The organism is Hyphomonas sp. GM-8P (assembly GCF_003263315.1).
Classification (GTDB): Bacteria; Pseudomonadota; Alphaproteobacteria; order Caulobacterales; family Hyphomonadaceae; genus Hyphomonas.
Genome location: NZ_AWFE01000072.1, coordinates 141,095 through 160,123, shown reverse-complemented (window position 1 = coordinate 160,123; position 19,029 = coordinate 141,095). Strand labels below are relative to the sequence as shown.

The 19,029-nt window shown below is 60.5% G+C and carries 11 protein-coding genes and 1 pseudogene; 2 read left to right on the top strand and 10 right to left on the bottom strand.

Annotated elements, in window-relative coordinates; genetic code table 11:
- From HY26_RS11080 to HY26_RS11070, 3 genes and pseudogenes are all read right to left on the bottom strand, one after another.
- A pseudogene (locus HY26_RS11080) lies at positions 1-603 on the bottom strand (4-(cytidine 5'-diphospho)-2-C-methyl-D-erythritol kinase); the annotation flags it as partial.
- A gap of 5 nt (positions 604-608) precedes the next feature.
- The gene (locus tag HY26_RS11075; RefSeq protein ID WP_112073610.1) at positions 609-2,363 is read right to left on the bottom strand and encodes a tetratricopeptide repeat protein; all 1,755 of its coding nucleotides are present in this window, start codon (positions 2,361-2,363) and stop codon (positions 609-611) included.
- Between the two features lie 50 nt (positions 2,364-2,413).
- On the bottom strand, positions 2,414-3,598 hold the full coding sequence (locus tag HY26_RS11070; protein WP_051599901.1) for an N-acetylmuramoyl-L-alanine amidase: 1,185 nt from the start codon (positions 3,596-3,598) through the stop codon (positions 2,414-2,416).
- A 431-nt stretch (positions 3,599-4,029) separates the two neighbouring features.
- Between HY26_RS11070 and HY26_RS11065 the strand changes: the two genes are divergently transcribed.
- Positions 4,030-6,744 (top strand): ribonuclease E/G, encoded by a 2,715-nt coding sequence (locus HY26_RS11065; RefSeq protein WP_112073609.1) that lies wholly within the window; start codon positions 4,030-4,032, stop codon positions 6,742-6,744.
- Between the two features lie 76 nt (positions 6,745-6,820).
- On the opposite strand, the gene HY26_RS11060 is transcribed toward HY26_RS11065, so the two are convergent.
- From HY26_RS11060 to HY26_RS11030, 7 genes are all read right to left on the bottom strand, one after another.
- On the bottom strand, positions 6,821-9,052 hold the full coding sequence (locus HY26_RS11060; RefSeq protein ID WP_112073608.1) for a 3-hydroxyacyl-CoA dehydrogenase NAD-binding domain-containing protein: 2,232 nt from the start codon (positions 9,050-9,052) through the stop codon (positions 6,821-6,823).
- Between the two features lie 31 nt (positions 9,053-9,083).
- On the bottom strand, positions 9,084-10,289 hold the full coding sequence (locus HY26_RS11055; RefSeq protein ID WP_034766219.1) for an acetyl-CoA C-acetyltransferase: 1,206 nt from the start codon (positions 10,287-10,289) through the stop codon (positions 9,084-9,086).
- Between the two features lie 30 nt (positions 10,290-10,319).
- Positions 10,320-10,967: a pyridoxamine 5'-phosphate oxidase family protein gene (locus tag HY26_RS11050; protein ID WP_233348735.1), complete on the bottom strand. Its 648-nt coding sequence runs from the start codon at positions 10,965-10,967 to the stop codon at positions 10,320-10,322.
- Between the two features lies 1 nt (position 10,968).
- Positions 10,969-11,403 (bottom strand): PaaI family thioesterase, encoded by a 435-nt coding sequence (locus tag HY26_RS11045; RefSeq protein WP_034766217.1) that lies wholly within the window; start codon positions 11,401-11,403, stop codon positions 10,969-10,971.
- A 6-nt stretch (positions 11,404-11,409) separates the two neighbouring features.
- Entirely contained in the window at positions 11,410-12,576 is a 1,167-nt protein-coding gene (locus HY26_RS11040) for an acyl-CoA dehydrogenase family protein (protein ID WP_034766216.1), read from the bottom strand.
- A gap of 215 nt (positions 12,577-12,791) precedes the next feature.
- Complete coding sequence (locus tag HY26_RS11035; protein ID WP_112073607.1) at positions 12,792-14,573, bottom strand: acyl-CoA dehydrogenase C-terminal domain-containing protein; 1,782 nt, start codon at positions 14,571-14,573, stop codon at positions 12,792-12,794.
- A gap of 97 nt (positions 14,574-14,670) precedes the next feature.
- Complete coding sequence (locus tag HY26_RS11030; RefSeq protein ID WP_051596365.1) at positions 14,671-15,150, bottom strand: MerR family DNA-binding transcriptional regulator; 480 nt, start codon at positions 15,148-15,150, stop codon at positions 14,671-14,673.
- Between the two features lie 237 nt (positions 15,151-15,387).
- On the opposite strand from HY26_RS11030, the gene HY26_RS11025 reads away from it, so the two are divergent.
- On the top strand, positions 15,388-19,023 hold the full coding sequence (locus HY26_RS11025) for a peptidoglycan-binding protein (protein WP_158531477.1): 3,636 nt from the start codon (positions 15,388-15,390) through the stop codon (positions 19,021-19,023).
- Positions 19,024-19,029 lie beyond the last annotated feature (6 nt).

Sequence of the window (19,029 nt, the reverse complement as noted above, 5' to 3'; positions counted from 1 at the left end):
GCGGAAGCCTGCCCCGCCGCCCGCCTCGTCAAAGGCGCGGAAGATCGGCCCCGTCGGGCAGGCAAGGTTCGGATTGACCAAGAGGGCCGGCACGCGCGGCAGGCCCGCGGCGCGGCGCACCCGTTCGCCCTCACCCTGCATCAGGCTCGCATGGCCCTCCAGCGCGACCGGGACGTCGCCGCCAAGCGCCGGAGCGATCCTGCGGGCGGCGGCGGGGTCTGTGCCCCAGAGGTCCGTGAGCAGGCGCAGCGCGGCGGCGGCGTCGGCAGAGCCGCCCCCGATGCCGGCAGCGATGGGGAGGTGTTTTTCCAGGGTGAAGGTGGCGCCCCTGGAGGTGCCCGTTTCGGCCTTCAGGGCGCGCGCCGCGCGAAGCACGAGATTGTCGTCCACTGGTCCGATATAGTCCGGATTGGTCATGCCTGGTTCGGTTATGGTCATGGACAAGTCATCGCTGATCATGACGGAAAGCCGGTCTGCCGCCGCCTCGCCTGCGAACATGACGAGCGAGTCGAGCGGGTGGCGGCCGTTCGCCTGTAGCGTCCCAACATGCAGGAACAGGTTCACCTTGGCCGGGGCCAGCGCGCTGTAATCGCCTGATTTCATTGGTCTTAAGGCCGGTGCGGCAGGGGCGCGTCGGACTCGGCTTGCACGACGGCAGGCGCGTCCGGCCCCTTCAGCAGCTTCACCTCGATGCGCGCCCGCACCTGTTCCGCCGGCTCCAGCTTCAGCGACCGCTCCCACTGGTATTTCGCCTCCAGTTTCCGGTCGCTGCGCCAGTAGGCGTCGCCCAGATGGTCGTTCAGGGTCGGGTCGCCGGGCTCTAATTCCACTGCTTTTTCAAGGAAGTAGACGGCCAGCTCATACCGGCCAAGACGGTAATAGGCCCAGCCGAGGCTGTCGGTGATGAAGCCGGAATCCGGGTCATAGGTCAGCGCCGTCCGGATCAGGCTCAGCCCCTCCTCCAGATGGATTCCCTGATCCACATAGGCATAGCCGAGATAGTTCAAAACCAGAGGGCTGTGCGGCTGAATCTGTAGTGCCTGCTTCAGATCCGCCTCTGCACCCTCCCAGTCATCCAGCGCATGACGGGTCGCACCGCGTGAGAACAGGAGCCGCCAATCCTCGCGCCCGTTCAGGGCATCGTCCTCAATGATCTGCGTCAGCAGGCGGTCTGCCTCCCGATACCGCGTCTGCGCGCGGTAGATCTCGGCCAGCTGCACTTGCAGTCCGCGGTCCGGCGCCTGCGCCAGCGCCTGTCGGGCAACCTGCACGGCCTCGTCCTCACGGCCGAGCCGGAGGAGCGCCCAAGCGATCTGCCCGCGCGCCGGAGAGTAGTAGGGAGATGTTTCGGGAATGTCCGCGAGGACGCCGATCGCTTCCGGCTCTCGCCCGGCCTTTTCCAGCGACTGGGCCCACAGAGTCCGCGCCTCATGCAGGTCCGGATCGAGCGCCAGGGCCAGCACGAAATAGACAGAGGCGACGTCGTCGTCCGTCCGCGTGATCAGCGCCGCAGCGGGCACATAGACGGCCAGCGCCGCGCCTTGCCGGGGTGTCAGACGCGTGACGTGTATGTCCCGCCTCGCCTGGATATCCTTGCGAAGGCTTTCCAGAGCCGAATTCTCGCCAATCTCGTCGTGGAAAGTGTTCAGCAGGCTCAGCGCACGGGCCCGGTCACCCTTTGCCGCCAGCAGCCGGGCATGCGCATCGAGGCCGATAGCCAGACGCGCGCCGGACTCCCAAAGCGTCTCAAACGTTGCCAGTGCGTCTGCATCGCTGTGCGCCGACAGCTGAATAAGGCCCATCATGTAGAGCGTTGCGCTGTCGAGGCGTGGATCACCGGTCAGGGTTTCCTGCAGATAGGCCTCGGCCGCATCCGCCCCATCCGTTCCGAGGATACGCCATGCCGAGATTCCACGGGCGACCGTCCGGTTGAATGGCCCGAACCCGTCTTCGGCGAGGTAAGCGGCGGAGATGGAATCCTTTCCCTCGGAAAAGGCTTCGATGCCAAGCGTCAGGCGCACCAGCGTTCCGAAATTTCCTGCGCCATGTGCCTTTTCTGCGAGGCGTACGGCCTGCTGGTAGTCCCCGGACAGGAGCGCCGAGAATACGGCGCGCTCGGCGATGCCGGTAGATTCCGGCGCTGTGTCGATGGACGCGGCATAACGGCTGGCCGCTTCCCGCGGATCGTTGGTCATCGCGGCGTAGCGTGCGACCAGAAAGTCTCCCAGCGCGGCCGCATCGGCGGGGGGCGCATAAGGGGAGTCGATGGAAAAACCGTGTGGACCGAACCCCGGATAGGAGGCGCACGCCGCGCAGCTCAGCGACAGCAGAAATGCGGAAACGGCCCCGGTTCGTCTCATCATGAAAGTGTCTCAGTTCGTTTCCAGCCCGGCAAGCGAATTTCCCCGTAGGATCAGCCGGAACGGTCTGCCAGCAGCTTTTCCTGCTGAATAAAGAAGCGGTCGATGCCACGCTTCACGGCATTCATCGATTTCTGACGTCCGGAACGGGACTGCAGCCGGTTGGCATCGTCCCGGTTGGTCAGGAAGCCAAGCTCCAGCAGGACTGCCGGTACATCCGGCGCCAGCAGCACGTAGAACCCGGCATTCTTGTGGGTATCGCGCAGCACAGGTCCGGCCTGCTGAAGCTCCGGCAGCAGCAGTTCGGCAAATTCGGCGGAATGGGTCTTGGTCTCGCGCTTCACCAGGTCCTTCAGGATGCCGGTAATCGACTGCGCAGTGCCGTCCTCAAGCGGGATTTCCCAGTCGTTCTTGCTGGCTTCCTTGTCGATCCGGGATTCGCCGCGTGCCGAAATCGTGTAGACCGACGCCCCGGAGACGCTATCCCGGCCCGCCGCATCGGCATGCAGCGAAATGAACAGGTTCGCACCCCAGTTCCGGGCCAGCGTCACCCGGTCTTCCAGTTCGATGAAAGTATCGGTTTCGCGTGTCAGGCGGACTTCGTATCGCGGATCTGCCTCCAGCAGCTCCTTCAGCTGCAGCGCCGCCGCCAGCGTAATGTCTTTTTCCTTCTTGCCGGTCACAGCCAGTGCGCCCGGGTCTTTCCCGCCATGTCCGGCGTCGACAACGATTACGTATTTCTTCTGACCGACCCCGGGCCGCAGCGCCGCGACTTCCCTGCGCTGGCCTGCCTCATTGAGGGCTGTCAGGGCTTTGGCCAGCTGGCGCATGTCGCGCCGTGCCACGCTGGCGAAGCGGGCCTCCGAAACCGTGTCGAGATCGATGATCACCCGGTGATTGGTCGCCGTTCCGGTGGGCGGCAGGGTCAGGACGCGGGTCACCATCAGCGGCCGATCGAGGCTGAAGCGCAGCTCCGACCCTGACACGGTCCACGCGGGCACGCCGCCCATACCATTGCCGGACTGCTCTGTGGCAGCCCCGTGCAGGGGCAGAATGACGAAACGCCCGCTGGCGCCTTCGACCATATAGGCTCTCGGATCCTGGGGTGTGTCTGTCCAAATTGTGATTCGGGTTGGCGCCCCGTTGCCCACGACACGGACATCGCGCACCTCGGCCGAGGCCTGGAGGGCCCCGAAGCAGACGGCTATCGCCAGAAAAATCACCCGGAATTTCAACATTCAGTTGAGACTTTTACCACCAGAAGACAACGAAATGACTGATCGAACTGCCTCCATAACAAACCGAACATTAACCCACGATTGACCAGAGCTAACGAGGAACAGCAGCCAATTCACCATTTGACTCTTTTCTTGGCCGGGAAAATTGGGCACTATTCGGGTCGTAGCCGGATTACCGTGCTACAACGCAAGTTTCCTTATGACGCGCCAGCGATCCCGGCTCACCCAACACAGGTCAGCGGGCGCCGCGCTCCGGAAAGCAGAGCAAATGTACCAGGGTGCCGCCCTTAATTACGCTTTTTCGATGCCGCCAAGACGGCATGAAGGCGGTCGTGCCTGCACCCATTCCCTCAATATTCAGACCGGCCAGCTAGACTGCCTGAGGCGAAAACCGCCCGTTACAGCAGCGCCGGATCAAAAGGTTCCTCTACATGAGCAAACTCATGCTGATCGACGCCGCCCACCCGGAAGAGACCCGTGTGGCGATCGTCAACAACGGGCAGGTCGACGACTTCGACTTCGAAACAACCGGTAACGAACAACTCCGCGGCAACATCTACCTCGCAAAGGTAACGCGGGTTGAGCCGTCCCTGCAGGCGGCGTTCGTTGAATATGGCGGCAATCGCCATGGCTTCCTCGCCTTCAGCGAGATCCATCCGGATTATTACCAGCTGCCGGCCGAAGACCGCGAAGCCCTGCTTCGCGAAGCTGCCGAAGAAGCCGCCGCCGCCATAGAAGACGATGACGAGGACGATGAAGCCTCGGCCGACGCTGAGAACGGCGACGACTCCAACGGCGATGACGACGAAGCCAGCGCATCCGACGACTCGGATGCGGATGATGAGGCCGACGAAGCTTCCTCTGACGGCGAAGACGATGAAAATGACGACAACGGCGACAATGGTGGCAAGAAAGCCAAATCCGCCAAGTCGTCTGGCCGCCGCCCGGCGCGAAAATCCAGCCGGACATCGATCTCCAAGCGCTACAAGATCCAGGAAGTCATCCGCCGCCGCCAGGTGATGCTGGTCCAGGTGGTCAAGGAAGAACGCGGCTCCAAGGGCGCTGCGCTGACCACCTATCTCTCGCTCGCCGGCCGTTACTCGGTCCTGATGCCGAACACGCCTCGTGGCGGCGGCATCTCCCGCAAGATCGTCAACAGCTCCGACCGCAAGCGCCTGAAGTCCATCGTGTCCGAACTGGATGTGCCGGACGGCATGGGCCTGATCGTGCGCACGGCTGGTGCAAAGCGCACCAAGGCCGAGATCCGGCGCGACTACGAATATCTTTCCAAGCTTTGGGAGACGATCGTCGAAAAGACGCTGGCCTCCGAAGCCCCGATGCTGATCAATGCCGAAGGCGGGCTGGTCCACCGGGCCATGCGGGACATGTTCGACAAGGAGATCGAAGAAGTCCTTGTGCAAGGCGAAGATGCCTATCGCGAAGCGAAGGATCTGGCCAAGCTGATCATGCCGAGCCAGTCGAAGAAGGTTCAGCAATGGAAGGAAGAGGACCCCCTCTTCGTTTCCGAAGCAGTCGAAGAACAACTCGATTCGATCTACTCCCCGGTTGTTCAGCTGAAATCCGGCGGTTATCTCGTCATCAACCAGACCGAAGCGCTGGTCGCGATCGACGTGAACTCCGGCAAGGCGACGCGCGAACGGAACATCGAACAGACTGCGACCCGCACCAATCTTGAAGCCGCCGAGGAAGCCTGCCGCCAGATGCGCCTGCGCGATCTCGCCGGCCTCATCGTGATCGACTTCATCGACATGGATGAGAACAAGAACAACCGCGCCGTCGAGAAGAAGCTGAAAGAATGCCTCAAGGTCGACCGGGCCAGGGTCCAGCACGGCCGGATCTCGCAATTCGGCCTGATGGAGATCTCCCGCCAGCGCCGCCGCCAGGGTGTGCTGCAGGCAACGTCCGACCCCTGCCCGTCCTGTAACGGCACCGGACGTCGCCGCTCGATCTCGTCGGCAGCCCTGCAGCTGATCCGGGCAATCGAGGCCCGTGCGGCCACTGGCGGTCTGAAATCCATCTCGGTGAAAGCACCGACGGATGTGGCGCTCTACATCCTGAACAACAAGCGCGAAGCCCTGATCGAAATCGAACGGATAGCTGGCTTTGCCGTTTCCATCCACTCTTCCGAAGAGATGCTGCCGGGCGACTTCACAATAGATGCCGAGCGCGACCAGAACGCCAAGCCGAAGAAGCGCAAACAGCCGCGCTCCCTGCAGAAGCCATCCAAACCGGCCCCATCCGATGAGGACGATGAAAGCATCGAGGACGAAGACTTGGACGATGCTGGTGACGAAACCGAAGCCGATGGCGATGACGACGAGCAGAAATCGTCCCGCCGCAAGCGCCGCCGCCGTGGTGGACGCCGCCGCAACAAGGGTGACCGCGAAACCGGCATGGAAGTCGTCGATGGCGACGCGCCCATCGTCGCGCTGGAGGATGAAACCTCTGACAGCAATGATGACGACTCCGATGAAGACGATAGCGAAGGCGCAGACGCATCCGGCGACGAAGGCGATGGCGCCCCGCGCAAGCGCCGCCGTCGCGGACGCCGGGGTGGCCGCCGTCGTCGCCGGAACAACTCAGACCGTACCGAAGGCGAGAACGAAAACGCACCAGCCGATGGTGGCGCATATCTCGATGGCCTGGCCTCAAGCGCACCAGACATGCTGGATGAGGAACCGCCAGCACAGCCGGAAGCGTCTGAACCGAAAATCGAGCCGGAATCCGTCGCTGAGGAGGTTGTCGCCGAAGTGAAAGCGGAAGCTGAGGCTGACACCGAGACCGAGGAAAAGCCGAAGCCGAAACGCACCCGCCGTTCCCGCGCACGCAAGACCGAGCCGAAAGAAGAAGCGCCGGCGGAAGAGGATGTCGCTGAAACCAGCCCAGCCGAAGTCGAAAACGAACCGACTGCAGAGACGCAGGAATCCAAACCGGATGAGCTGGCCCAGGCGGAAGTCATGTCGGCCGAAGCCGAAGCCCAGGATTCCATCGAAGCGGAAGTCGAGGCAGAAGCGGTCATCGCGCATATGGACGAAAGCGCGGCAGGACTGGAAGCTGAGGCAAAACAGAAGTCTGAGCCGTCTGCGCCCCGCCGCACGGGCTGGTGGTCTCGCGCCCGCAAGTAACGCTTCAAATCATTAGCGCTCAAACAAAAAAGGCCGGAGCGATGCTCCGGCCTTTTCTATTCGGTTCATGTCGCTCTTATGCGGCAACTTTCGCCTTCGTCCCGGCTGGCGGGAACCGGTCGTAGAAGCCTTCGCCTTTGGCAGCCATGTCGCGCAGAACAGCTGGCGGCTCGAAGCGTTCGCCATACTTGGCGGCAAGGCGGTCAGCCTCGGCGACGAACTCCTTGATGCCCCAGATCAGGTCGACATAAGAACAGCAACCGCCGGTGAATGGCGCGAAGCCCCAGGCAAGGATCGAGCCGATGTCAGCATCGCGCGCATCGGTGATGACGCCTTCATCGAAGCAGCGGGCCACTTCGATAGCCTGACGGACGAGGAAGCGATTGGTCAGCTCTTTCTTCAGGTCCGGCGGGCATTCGTCCACCTTCACTTCGATCATCTTGTTGATGTCCGGCCAGAGGCGTTCCGGCTTACCCTTCTCGTTGTAGTCGTAGAAGCCCTTGCCGGCCTTTCGGCCGACACGGCCCTGGTCTTCGACCAGCCAGGCAAGGAACTGGGTCCGGTCATCGCCCTGCAGGTCTACACCCGCAGCTTCAGCCGTCGCGCGTGTAACTTTCAGAGCCGTGTCGAGACCGACCGAGTCGGACACTTCAAGCGCGCCCATCGGCATGCCGCATTGACGGCCAACATTCTCGATGATCGCCGGCTTGATGCCCTCGGCCAGCATTTCCATGCCTTCGCGCGTATAGGTGCCAAAGCAGCGCGAGGTGTAGAAACCACGGCTGTCGTTCACGGCAATCGGCGTCTTGCGGATGGCAAGCACATAGTCGATCGCCTTGGCGAGTGTCGCTTCACTGGTTTCCTTGCCGGAGATGATCTCAACCAGTCCCATACGCTCCACCGGTGAGAAGAAGTGAATGCCGATAAAGTTCTCCGGACGTTTGGACGCCTTGGCGAGGCCCGTGATGGGCAAAGTCGACGTGTTGGATCCGAAGACTGCGTTATCATCCAGAACGGCTTCAGCCATCTCGGTGATCTTCGCTTTCAGTTCGACATTTTCGAAGACAGCTTCGATGACCAGGTCAGCCCCTTTGACATCGTCATAAGAGTCGGTCGTGGTGATCAGGTCGAGCAGGGCGTCGCCCTTCTCTTTCGTGGACTTGCCGCGCGAAACATCCTTGTCGACGAGGCGGCGGGAATAATCCTTGCCCTTCTCGGCGTTCTCTTTCGAGACATCGACCAGAACCGTAGGGATACCAGCTTTCGCCTGAACATAGGCAATACCCGCGCCCATCAGGCCGGCGCCGATCACGGCGATCTTTTTGAACTCCGTCTTCGGATGTCCAGCCGGACGGTTCGCGCCTTTCGACAGCTCCTGCATCGACAGGAACAGCGAACGGATCATCGCCTTGGCTTCCGGGCGCTGCTGGGTGTTGATGAAGTAACGCGTCTCGATACGCAGACCGGCATCGATCGGCACCTGAATGCCTTCATAGATGCAGGACAGGATGTTCTTCTGGGCCGGATAGTTACCGTAGGTTTTCGACGACAGCATCATGTTCGCCATCGTGGCAACCTGGCCGGCACCTGGTGATTTGTGCGGCACGCCGCCTGGAACCTTGTAGCCTTTTTCGTCCCACGGCGCCTTGGCGGTCGGGTTCGCTTTGACCCAAGCCCTGGCCTTTTCGACGGTTTCTGAAGAAGGTGCGAGCTCCTGAACAACGCCCATGGCGTGCGCCTTCTCGGCATTGAAGCTTTCACCCTGCAGGATCAGCGGCAGAGCGGCCTGGACGCCGACGAGGCGCGGCAGACGCTGCGTGCCACCAGCGCCCGGCAGAAGGCCGATCTTGGCTTCCGGCAGACCGAACTGCAGCTTCGGATTGTCATTTGCTGCAACGCGGTAATGGCAGGCGAGTGCCACTTCGAGGCCGCCACCAAGAGCAAGCCCGTTCAGCGCCACAGCAACCGGCTTGCCGCAGGTTTCCAATTTGCGCAGCGTGCCGTTCAGGGCAAAGCCCTGGTCAAATTGCTGTTTCTTCAGTTCGGCTTCGGAGAGTTCTTTTTTCTCACCGCCGCCAGCGCGTTGGCCCATTTCGCCCAGGTCCGCCCCAGCACAAAAGCCGCTCGGCTTGCCGGAGGAAATGACCAGGCCTTTGATGGCATCGTTGGAAGCGACTTCGTCAGCGATTGCGATGATGTCGGCGACCGCCTTGCCCGTCAGCGTGTTCATGCTACGGCCCGGCACGTCGAATACAGCGTGCGCAATGCCGTCTGCGTCAATGTCCCAACCAAATGTCTCGAGTTTCATGATACTGTGTTCCGATTATTCTGAGTAAGGATTAGACGCGTTCGATGATTGTGGCCGTGCCCATGCCGGCACCGACGCAGAGCGTGATCAGGGCCGTTTCCTTGTCGGCCCGCTCGAGCTCGTCCAGCATCGTGCCGAGAATCATGCCGCCGGTAGCGCCCAGCGGGTGACCCATCGCAATGGCACCACCGTTCACGTTCATCTTGTCGTGCGGAATATTGAGATTCTGCATCATCAGGAGCACGACCGAGGCAAAGGCCTCGTTCAGCTCATAAAGATCGATATCTTCCGGGTTCATGCCGGCTTTCTTCAGGACCTTCTGGCTGACATAGGTCGGACCGGTCAGCATGATGCCAGGCTCGGAGCCAATGGAGGCCATGGCCTTGACGCGGGCGCGCGGCTTCAGGCCAAGCGCTTCGCCCATTTCCTTCGAGCCGAACAGGACAGCCGACGCACCATCGACGATACCGGACGAATTGCCGGCATGGTGGACGTGGTTGATCTTTTCGAGTTCCGGATAGCGCTGCTTGATGACTTCATCGAAGCCCATCGCGCCCATGCCGGCAAAGGACGGCTGAAGGCCAGCCAGAGACTGCATGTCCGCATCAGGACGCATGTGCTCATCATGATCGAGGCGGATACCGCCCATCTGGTCTTTTACAGGCACGATGGACTTGGCAAAGCGGCCTTCCTTCCAGGCCTGCGCGGCGCGGCGCTGGCTCTCGACTGCGAAGGCGTCAACGTCGTCTCGCGAGAAGCCGTATTTTGTTGCGATCGTGTCGGCGCCGATACCCTGCGGGGTGAAGTAGGTCTTCAGGGCGACCTGCGGATCGGTCGACCAGGCACCGCCGGACGCGCCCATCGGCACGCGGCTCATGGATTCAACACCGCCGCCGATAGCCATGTCGGCCTCGCCGGTCATGACCTTGGATGCGGCCATGTTGCAGGCTTCGAGACCGGAAGCGCAGAAGCGGTCGACCTGCACACCGGCGGTCGTTTCCGCGTAATCAGCGTTCAGCACAGCAACACGGGCGATATCTGCGCCTTGCTCGCCCACCGGCGAAACGCAGCCGAGGACAACGTCATCGACCTTAGACGTGTCGAGGTCGTTCCGCTCACGGATGGCCTGCAGCACCTGCGTGGCGAGGCTAAGCGACGTGATTTCGTGCAACGAACCACTTTTCTTGCCCTTGCCACGCGGCGTGCGGACCGCGTCGTAGATATAGGCTTCAGTCATTTGAAGTGACTCCTTTCCTTGGAGTGGATGTTATTCTGACTTTGTTTCAGGCGATTGCCTGCTTTCCAGCTGCGCGACCCGGGCCTTGAGTTGCTGGTTCTCCTCCACCAACTCGTTGAGCCTTGGGGCGATCAACTGAGCGACTTGTTCCTCTGTATACCGCGGCAGGATGTATTTCGGGCAATTCCAATCGCGGGCGACGATCTTGATCGTCATCAGACGTTCCACCGGCCCTTGCCCATCCTGAGCCAGAACATCCTGCAATTCCGGGTCTGAAGCGGCATCGATCATGCGGGCTTCTCCGAGCATTTTCAGCCGGGCACGGCGGGCATAGTCCATGAAAAAAAGAGAAACCCGATCTGATCCATCGAGATTGCCGCGCGTGATGAACTGCCGGTTGCCAAGATAGTCCGCAAAACCGATCGTGTCCGGTCCGAGGATCTTCACGAAGCCAGCAGGACCGCCGCGATGCTGGATATAAGGCCACCCATTGCTGCCGGTTGTGGCAATATAGAAGCTGGTCATACCCGAGAGGAATGCAATCGTATCGTCGTCCAGCGGACCTCGATGCCGGTTGGCGTAGATACTTTCGTATTTTTCACGCATACCAACCTGCTCCTGATAGGCTTTTACCGCATCGGTAAACAGGAGTTCGGCATAGTTCTGCATCACAGCCATTTCACCTCTCCTTGGCCGGCTTCAGAACCGGGTTCAGGGTAAGGCTCGCGGCGGAGCGGGCAGCTTCCTTCCCGCGAGAGTCGTAAAGTTCGGCTTCGGCAAAAAGCATTGCCCGGCCGACATTGCGCAGGCGGGCCACTACTTCGATGGCACCTTTACGAACAGGACGGAGGAAGTGGGTATGCAGATCCACCGTCGAAGGCAATTTCGTCTTGCCGGCTTTCATGCCCGCCAGCATGCCAATCGTATCATCCATCATGGCGACAAGATACCCGCCCTGAATGACACCGGCCGGATTACAGAATTCCGGTCGGCCCTCGAAACGCACCCGCGTCGTCAATTCCTTCATGTCGAGCGCAAGAAGCTCGAAGCCAAGTGAGGTTGAACTCGGGCTTGGCGCCGGAAAGACATCACGAATGAGGTGGCTGTCAGGCATGTGAGACTAGAGTGTCCTCGCGATCAGCATTTTCATGACTTCGTTGGCACCGCCATAGATGCGCTGGACACGGGCGTCCGCATACATCTGTGCAATGGGGTACTCATCCATATAACCGAAGCCTCCGTGCAGCTGCAGGCACTCGTCGATGATCTTGCACTGCAGATCACTGATCCAGTACTTCGACATGGAGGCGGTCGCGGCGTCGAGTTCCTCCTTCAGGAGAAGCTCCGTGCAGTGATCAGCGAACACCTTCGCGACGGTCGCTTCGGTCTTGCACTCGGCGAGCTTGAACTGTGTGTTCTGGAAGTCGAAAATCGTGCCACCGAATGCCTTGCGGTTCTTCACATACTCGACTGTCTCATGGATGGCGCGCTCGATCATGCCGATGCCCTGAAGACCGATGATATGGCGCTCTTGGGGCAGCTTTTGCATCAGCTGGATGAAGCCTTTGCCCTCGACCTCCCCCAACAGGTTGGAGGCAGGCACGCGCACATCGTCAAAGAACAGCTCGGACGTGTCGGCGGCGTGCTGGCCGACTTTTTCGAGGTTCCGGCCACGGCGGAAGCCTTCCACCTTGTCCGTCTCAACGCCGATGATCGAGATGCCTTTCGCGCCAAGGCTCGGGTCGGTCTTGACGCAAAGCAGGATCAGGTTGGCGGTCTGGCCGTTGGAAATGAAGGTCTTCGAACCATTGATGACATACTCGTCGCCGTCGCGCTTGGCCGTCGTCTTCATGCCTTGCAGGTCAGAGCCAGCCCCCGGCTCGGTCATCGCGATGGCGGTGACGATGTCGCCAGAGCAGATGCCCGGCAGCCAGCGGCGCTTTTGTTCTTCTGTACCGTAGGCCGTGATGTAGGGCGCGATGATGGCGTTGTGCAGCGTGATGCCGAAGCCATCGACACCCTTCCACTGCTGCTGTTCGATGATGATCGCCTCATGGCGGAAATCACCGCCTGCGCCGCCGTATTCTTCCGGAACCGATGCGCCCAGCAGGCCCATTTCGCCCGCTTTCTTCCAGATCTCCTTCGGCACGATACCGGCCTTACGCCATTCCGGCACGTGCGGGGCACATTCCTTTTCAAAGAATTGGCCAACCGCATCGGAGAAAATGTCGAGCTCCTCATCCTGCCGCCAGGCGGCCTTGGGTACATTGAGCGGGCTCTGTTGCATGATCGGTCTCCGGCTTTCCTCTGAATATAGTGAGCAAGCGGGCAATTGCCGCTTACGTTCACGTAAACATGTAGCCGCCCGATCCTGCTTTTCCCAGACCTTCCCCGGCGTCAGATCTGCTCTGTTTCAGGGAAAATTTTGCCGCAGGCAGCCGCCGGGAGTGTACCACACTCCCGTGAGAAGCCCGAGACCATCAAAAACTGGAAAAATTCGCCTCAGAAGGCGTCAGCCTGAAGGCTCATCAGAGGTGCTGCACCAGTCTTCACTTTTGCGAGATGAGCTGCGCCATCCGGCAACAGACGCTCGACGAAGTAACGTCCGGTGGCCAGTTTCTGCTCGTAGAAAGGCTCCTTGTCCTTGCTGTCCAGCGCGATCCTGGCCATCCGGGCCCACATGAAAGCAAGAGCGGCCAAACCAAACAGGTGCAGGTAATCGTGGCTGGAGGCACCGGCATTATTGAAGTCGGACATCCCGTTCTGCATCAGCCACATCGTGCCTTCCTGCAGCTCGGCCTTGATCTTCTGAAGGCCTTCCACGAACAGCGCCATTTCTTCATTGCCCTCGTTCGCCGCGATGAACTCGTCGATATCGGAGAAGAACGAGAACACGGCGCGCCCACCATTAGCGGCCAGCTTGCGGCCGACGAGGTCCAGCGCCTGAACGCCGTTGGTGCCCTCGTAGATGGTGGTGATCCGGCAATCGCGGACGATCTGTTCCATGCCCCATTCGCGGGTAAAGCCCGAACCGCCATGCAGCTGCAGCGCCCAGTTCGCGCACTCGTAGCCCTTGTGCGTCAGATAGGCTTTGACCACCGGCGTGAGCAGCGCCATATAATCGGAAGACTTCTCACGCACGCTGTCATCCGGCGATTTGTGCTGGAGATCAGCCTGGAAAGCCGTCCAGTAGGTGAAGCAGCGCGCACCCTCGATAAAGGCTTTCTGGTCCATCAGCATGCGGCGCACATCCGGGTGCACAATAATCGGATCTGCCGGTTGCTCAGGTGATTTCACGCCGGTCAGCGAACGGCCCTGGACGCGGTCGCGTGCAAAGTCAGCGGCGTTCTGGTAGGCCAGTTCGGCCTGAGACAGCCCCTGCAGGCCAACACCTAGGCGCGCCTCGTTCATCATAACGAACATGGTGCGCATGCCTTTGTGCTCCTCACCCACGAGGAAACCGGTCGCGCCGTCATAGTTCATAACGCAGGTCGCATTTCCGTGAATGCCCATTTTCTCTTCGAGGCCACCGCAGGAGCAGGCGTTGCGCTCACCGATCGCGCCATCTTCGCCGACCATGTATTTCGGCACGAGGAACAGCGAGATGCCCTTAATGCCTTCCGGACCGCCTTCGATGCGGGCCAGAACCAGGTGGATGATGTTGTCAGTCAGATCCTGCTCGCCGCCAGAAATCCAGATCTTCTGACCGGTAATCTTGTAGGTGCCGTCCGGCTGAGGCACGGCTTTCGTCTTGATCATGCCCAGATCGGTGCCGCACTGCGGCTCGGTCAGGTTCATCGTGCCAGCCCATTCAGCCGATGCCATTTTCGGACCGTACTTGGCCTTCAGCTCGTCAGACCCGCCGGCCATCAACGCCTGAAACGCGCCATGGGTCAGCCCCGGATACATGCCGAACGCCATGTTCGAGGACGACACCATTTCGGTCCAGGCGATGTTCACGACATGCGGCAGACCCTGCCCGCCCATTTCCGGATCCACCGAAAGAAGCGGCCAGCCGCCTTCGACCAGTTGCTTGTAGGCCTCCGGGAAACCGTCCGGCGTCTTGACGCTCGCGTCATCGCTGCGGACGCAGCCCTGGCGGTCTCCGACTGCATTCAGCGGATACAGCACTTCCTTCGCAAACTTGCCGCCTTCCTCGAGAATCGCGTTGACCAGATCCGGTGTCACCTCCTCGAAACCCGGCAGGTTCGAATAATTCTGAATCTGGAGAACTTCCTGAAGAATGAAGCGCATATCGCGAATGGGAGCGTCGTAACGAGGCATTTGTGCATGTCCTTTAATGCGTGAAGGGCGACCACCACTTTCGTAGCGCGCCCTTCTGGAAAGGTCTTTCTAATTTGGCGGAAACCCGCCTTACCGATTAGACTTCGTCAAGCTGACGACGCGCCACGGCTTCATATGCAGCGGCCTGACGCTTGCCTTCTTCAGTCGGGCCAACCTGGTCAACCAAGCCTTCCAGCCAGACGATGCCTTTGCGGAGTTCGCCGAGCGCAGTGTCGATATCTTCACGCTGGATTTCCAGCTCTTTGACCTGCTTGCGGAATTTCTCCAGCATCATGCGCGTCTGCGCCCGCTTGCCGTCATTCAGCGCGTAGAGATCGAGGATCTCCCGGATGTCGGCCAGCGGCAAACCGAGGCGCTTGAGGCGGACGATGATCGTCAGCCGGGCGCGGTCGCGGTTTGAGTAAACCCGCATCATGCCGTCGCGCGCCGGGTGCAGCATGTCTTTGTCTTCATAGAAACGCAGGGCCCGTGGTGTCACTCCGAACTCCCGGGCGAGTTCAGAGATGGTGTAGGTGCGGGAATCTGCAGCGGAAATCGAGGGGTGCTTGTGTGACATAAGGTCAACTTAGATCAAACCTTACGCGAACGTCAACGTAAGCTCCGAATAAATTTTGCGCTATTCCGCACTTCTGAGCCAATTAACCGGAAATTACCCCACTGTTATCAGATTAAGCGGAAATCTTTACCTTTAACCTCCCCTTAAGACGGCTCCTGCCATCAAACATTGGGAAAATGAACAAATCTGCCCGTTTCGTTAACCGGCACGGGCCGGTTGGCTGTCAGGAGTATGGGGATGAGTCAGTCAGGCACAGGGGCCGCGAAGGGAATCGACCAGCGCGCCCGCGAAGCCGCAAGGGAGGCCGCCCGTTCGGAAGGCCTGACCCTGGGCGAATACCTCGACCGACTGATGAAAGCTCCCGCCGAGGGTCGTCAGCCGAATGAAGTGGCCGCCCCGGCCCGGATGCGACGGCCGCATTCCAGCACAACAGACGAGGCGCTGGAGCGCTTGACCCGGCGGATCGAAGCCACCGAGGCCCGCTCGGCCATGGCAATCACCAGCATGGACGATACCATCCATGATCTGGTTGGCCGTCTTGAAGACACGCAGCAAACGACCGCCGCAATCGCTGGCCACGTTGAAGGCGTTATCGACCAGCTGCGAGAAACTCACGATGCCCTGAAGCAAAAAGTCCGCCGGCTGGAAGAGGATGATTCCCAACAGGAAAACCTCGAAGCCCTGAAAGCGCTCGAAAGTGCGCTCGGCAAGCTGGCCAGCCATGTCTATGAAGAGAACGAGCTGGCTGAGCAGGAAACCCAGGCGATCAAGGGCCGGGTCGAGTCCGGCTTCATGGATATTATTGAACGCGTCGAGGCCATGGAGACGCGGGTTGAGACCAGCCGCGCCGAAACTGCCGAGCAAATCAAGCAAGGCGTGGAACAGGCCGCCCTGCGCGCAGCAGGTGTTGCCCGTCAGGTTTCCGAACGCGTGGATGGCCTGGAAACAGAAGTGCATGAACGCCTCGCCGCGCTGAGCGATCGCGAAGAACGCCTAGAAGCGACAGAAACGCGTATGGAAGCCATAGAGACCGATGTCTCCGGGGCGCTTGATTCACTGGATATGCGCTTCGATCAGATCCAGAACAGGCTGACGCTCGCGGAAACCACCACGGATTCCGCGCTGAAGAATCTTGAAACGACCGTCTCAAGCCTGGATGCGCGCATTGGCGATGTCGCAAGCAAGATGGATCCGGATCTTGCGAGCCGCCTGCGCACAGAATTCGAGACCCGCTTCGAAGAGATGATGTCATCTGTCCGCGAAACGGTAGATGCAGTACGCCAGGAACTGGCAGAGGAAATCGCACGTACGGCAGCGGAATCCGACATCGAGGCCATAACTGAATTGAAACAAACGCTCGGCGGCGTGCAGGAACGGTTGGATGCCAGCGAAGAGCGCCAGGCCAGCGCCATTGAGAAAGTGTCCGAGCAGGTCAGCACGCTGAACGAGACCTTCGATACACGTCTGCGTGAAGTCGAAGAACGGAGCGATGCAGCGACTGGAGAAGCTGTGCGCGATGAGATCGAGCGCCTTGGCAAAACGGTAAGCGACCGGATCGATGAGTTGGCCGAAGACCTGACCAAACGGGTCAATGACAGTGAAGCCCGTAGCGCTGAAGCCATCGAGCAGATTGGTGATCAGGTCGCCGCAGCGAACAACCGGCTGCAGCTGCGCCAGAATGAGGCGATCAAGACGCTGGCCGAACAGGTCGACGAGAACCGCCGGAAGGCCGATGCCCATTTGTCTGATGCCCTCGCCAACGTGACAGACCGCCTGGAACATTTGCAGTCGCAGGCCAACGAATCCCTGTCGCCGGTTCAAAAAGCGATCGCGATGCTGGCCGCGCGTCTGGAAAACCTCGAAGAAAACACTCCGCCCCCCGGCGGACCAGCGGAGCTGGACAGCGTGCCTGCCAGCCTGATGGACATCGATGATGATCCGCTGTCAGACAGACAGTTCGAGGCATTCGACGACCCATCCGACTTCGACAGTTTCGAAGACTTCGGTACATTCGAAGCCTTTGCTGATCTCGATACCGATGAAGCCAGCGTTGATGTTGAGCCGGTGGTTACCTTACCTGACTCCCAAGATACGGCACCAGCCCTTGACGAACCGGAGCTGGACGAGGCCTCCCCGGAGATCGACGCCTCCGAAGACGATAATGGCGTCGCGTTCGAGTCTGACGAAGACCATGATCAAGAACTGACTGCCGATGCCGAAGTTGAAACTGATGTGGCAGAAGACACCGAAGTCTTCGAAGCCGGTATCGAATCCTGGTCATCCGAACCGGATGACGACATCCAGGCAGAGACGGCCGAATCCTTCGAGGATGATTTCGATGCCATCCGCGCCGCTGTCGAAGGATTGAGCTTCGCTACGCAGGAAGCGGAAGCACAAGGTGATGAGACGATTACGGACGAAAGTAGCGTATCTGACCTGCTCGTTGAGGGTGATGAGGATGACTTCATCGACCCGCTGGAAGCACTTGAGGGACTGGAAGATCTCGATGAGGCGCACACTGAGGCTCGGGAATCCGACATCTTCGACGACGAGGAATTTGAAGAGATCGATCTGCCTGCAGCTGACGAAGTCTCCGTCGAAGCCGAAGAAAAGCCCGAAGAGGCTGAGCTGAGAGTTTCAGAAGAAGCAGACAAGCAGCTGGACGACGACACGGCAGATTATCTGACACGCGCCCGCAAGGCCGCGATGGCAGCGAGCTTCGGCAAGAGCAACACTCAAACTGTCGGCGCCTCCGGGCGCCCGGTCGTCCGGATGACGTCCGTTGGAGGCGCGAGCCGCCTCCCCCTCATCGCGGCGGCCTCCGCTGTTGCTGTCGCTGGTGTTGCAGCAGGCGGCTATCTCTACATTCGCGGCAAGCAGGAAGCGCCGGTTCAATCCACGCCGGTCAGCACATATGTTGATCCGGGTGCATCAGACGCCACCGCTGCCTCTCTCACGGCCACTGAAGAAACGGCAGAGACGGAAGACCAAGCTGCAGCAGCGATCGAAGAAGACCTGTTCGGGGAGCCAGCCACGCCGCCTGCCCCAGCCCATTATGCCCCGGTTCCGCCGGTCGTCACGGTTCAGGCTGCCGCGGCATCGGGCAATTATATCGCCCAGTATCAGCTGGCACAGGAGAAGCTGACTTCCGGTGATTATGCCGATGGCGCGGCGCTGATGCGCAAGTCGGCCCAAAAGGGTCTGCCAATTGCGCAATACGCGCTCGCAAAGCTGCACGAGCGCGGCACCGGCGTGCCGAAAGACCTCTCCCTCGCCCGTGAGTGGACGGAGAAGGCGGCCACAGGCGGCAACGTGAAGGCGATGCACGACCTTGCCGTCTTCATGGCCGAAGGCGAAGGCGGCGAGCAGACTTATGCCGGCGCCGTGGAATGGTTCCGCAAAGGCGCTGAGTACGGCGTGGTCGACAGCCAGTACAATCTCGGCGTCCTTTACGAACAGGGCCTCGGCATCAGCCCAAACCTCACCGAATCCCTGTTCTGGTTCGATGTGGCGAACCGCAATGGGGATGGCGGCGCACCGGCAAAAATTTCCGAACTGATCGAGCGTGTTTCACCAGAAGCCGCCGCACAGGCCCGCAGCCGCGCCGCAACCTGGCAGCCTGCGACGGCCAACGCCATTGCCAATGGCCGCTTTGGCGCGCAGCCATGGAACATGGGCAACCCGCTGCAGGTTCAGGCCATTCAAAAAGCCCTGAACAGCCTTGGCTACGCAGCTGGCACGCCGGATGGCATCATGGGCGATGGCACGGCGACGGCAATCCGCGAATATCAGCGTGCCAACAACCTGCCCGTGACAGGCACGGTGACGTCCGATCTGATCGATACTCTGAACGCCGGCGCCAGCGCAGGCTGATACCCA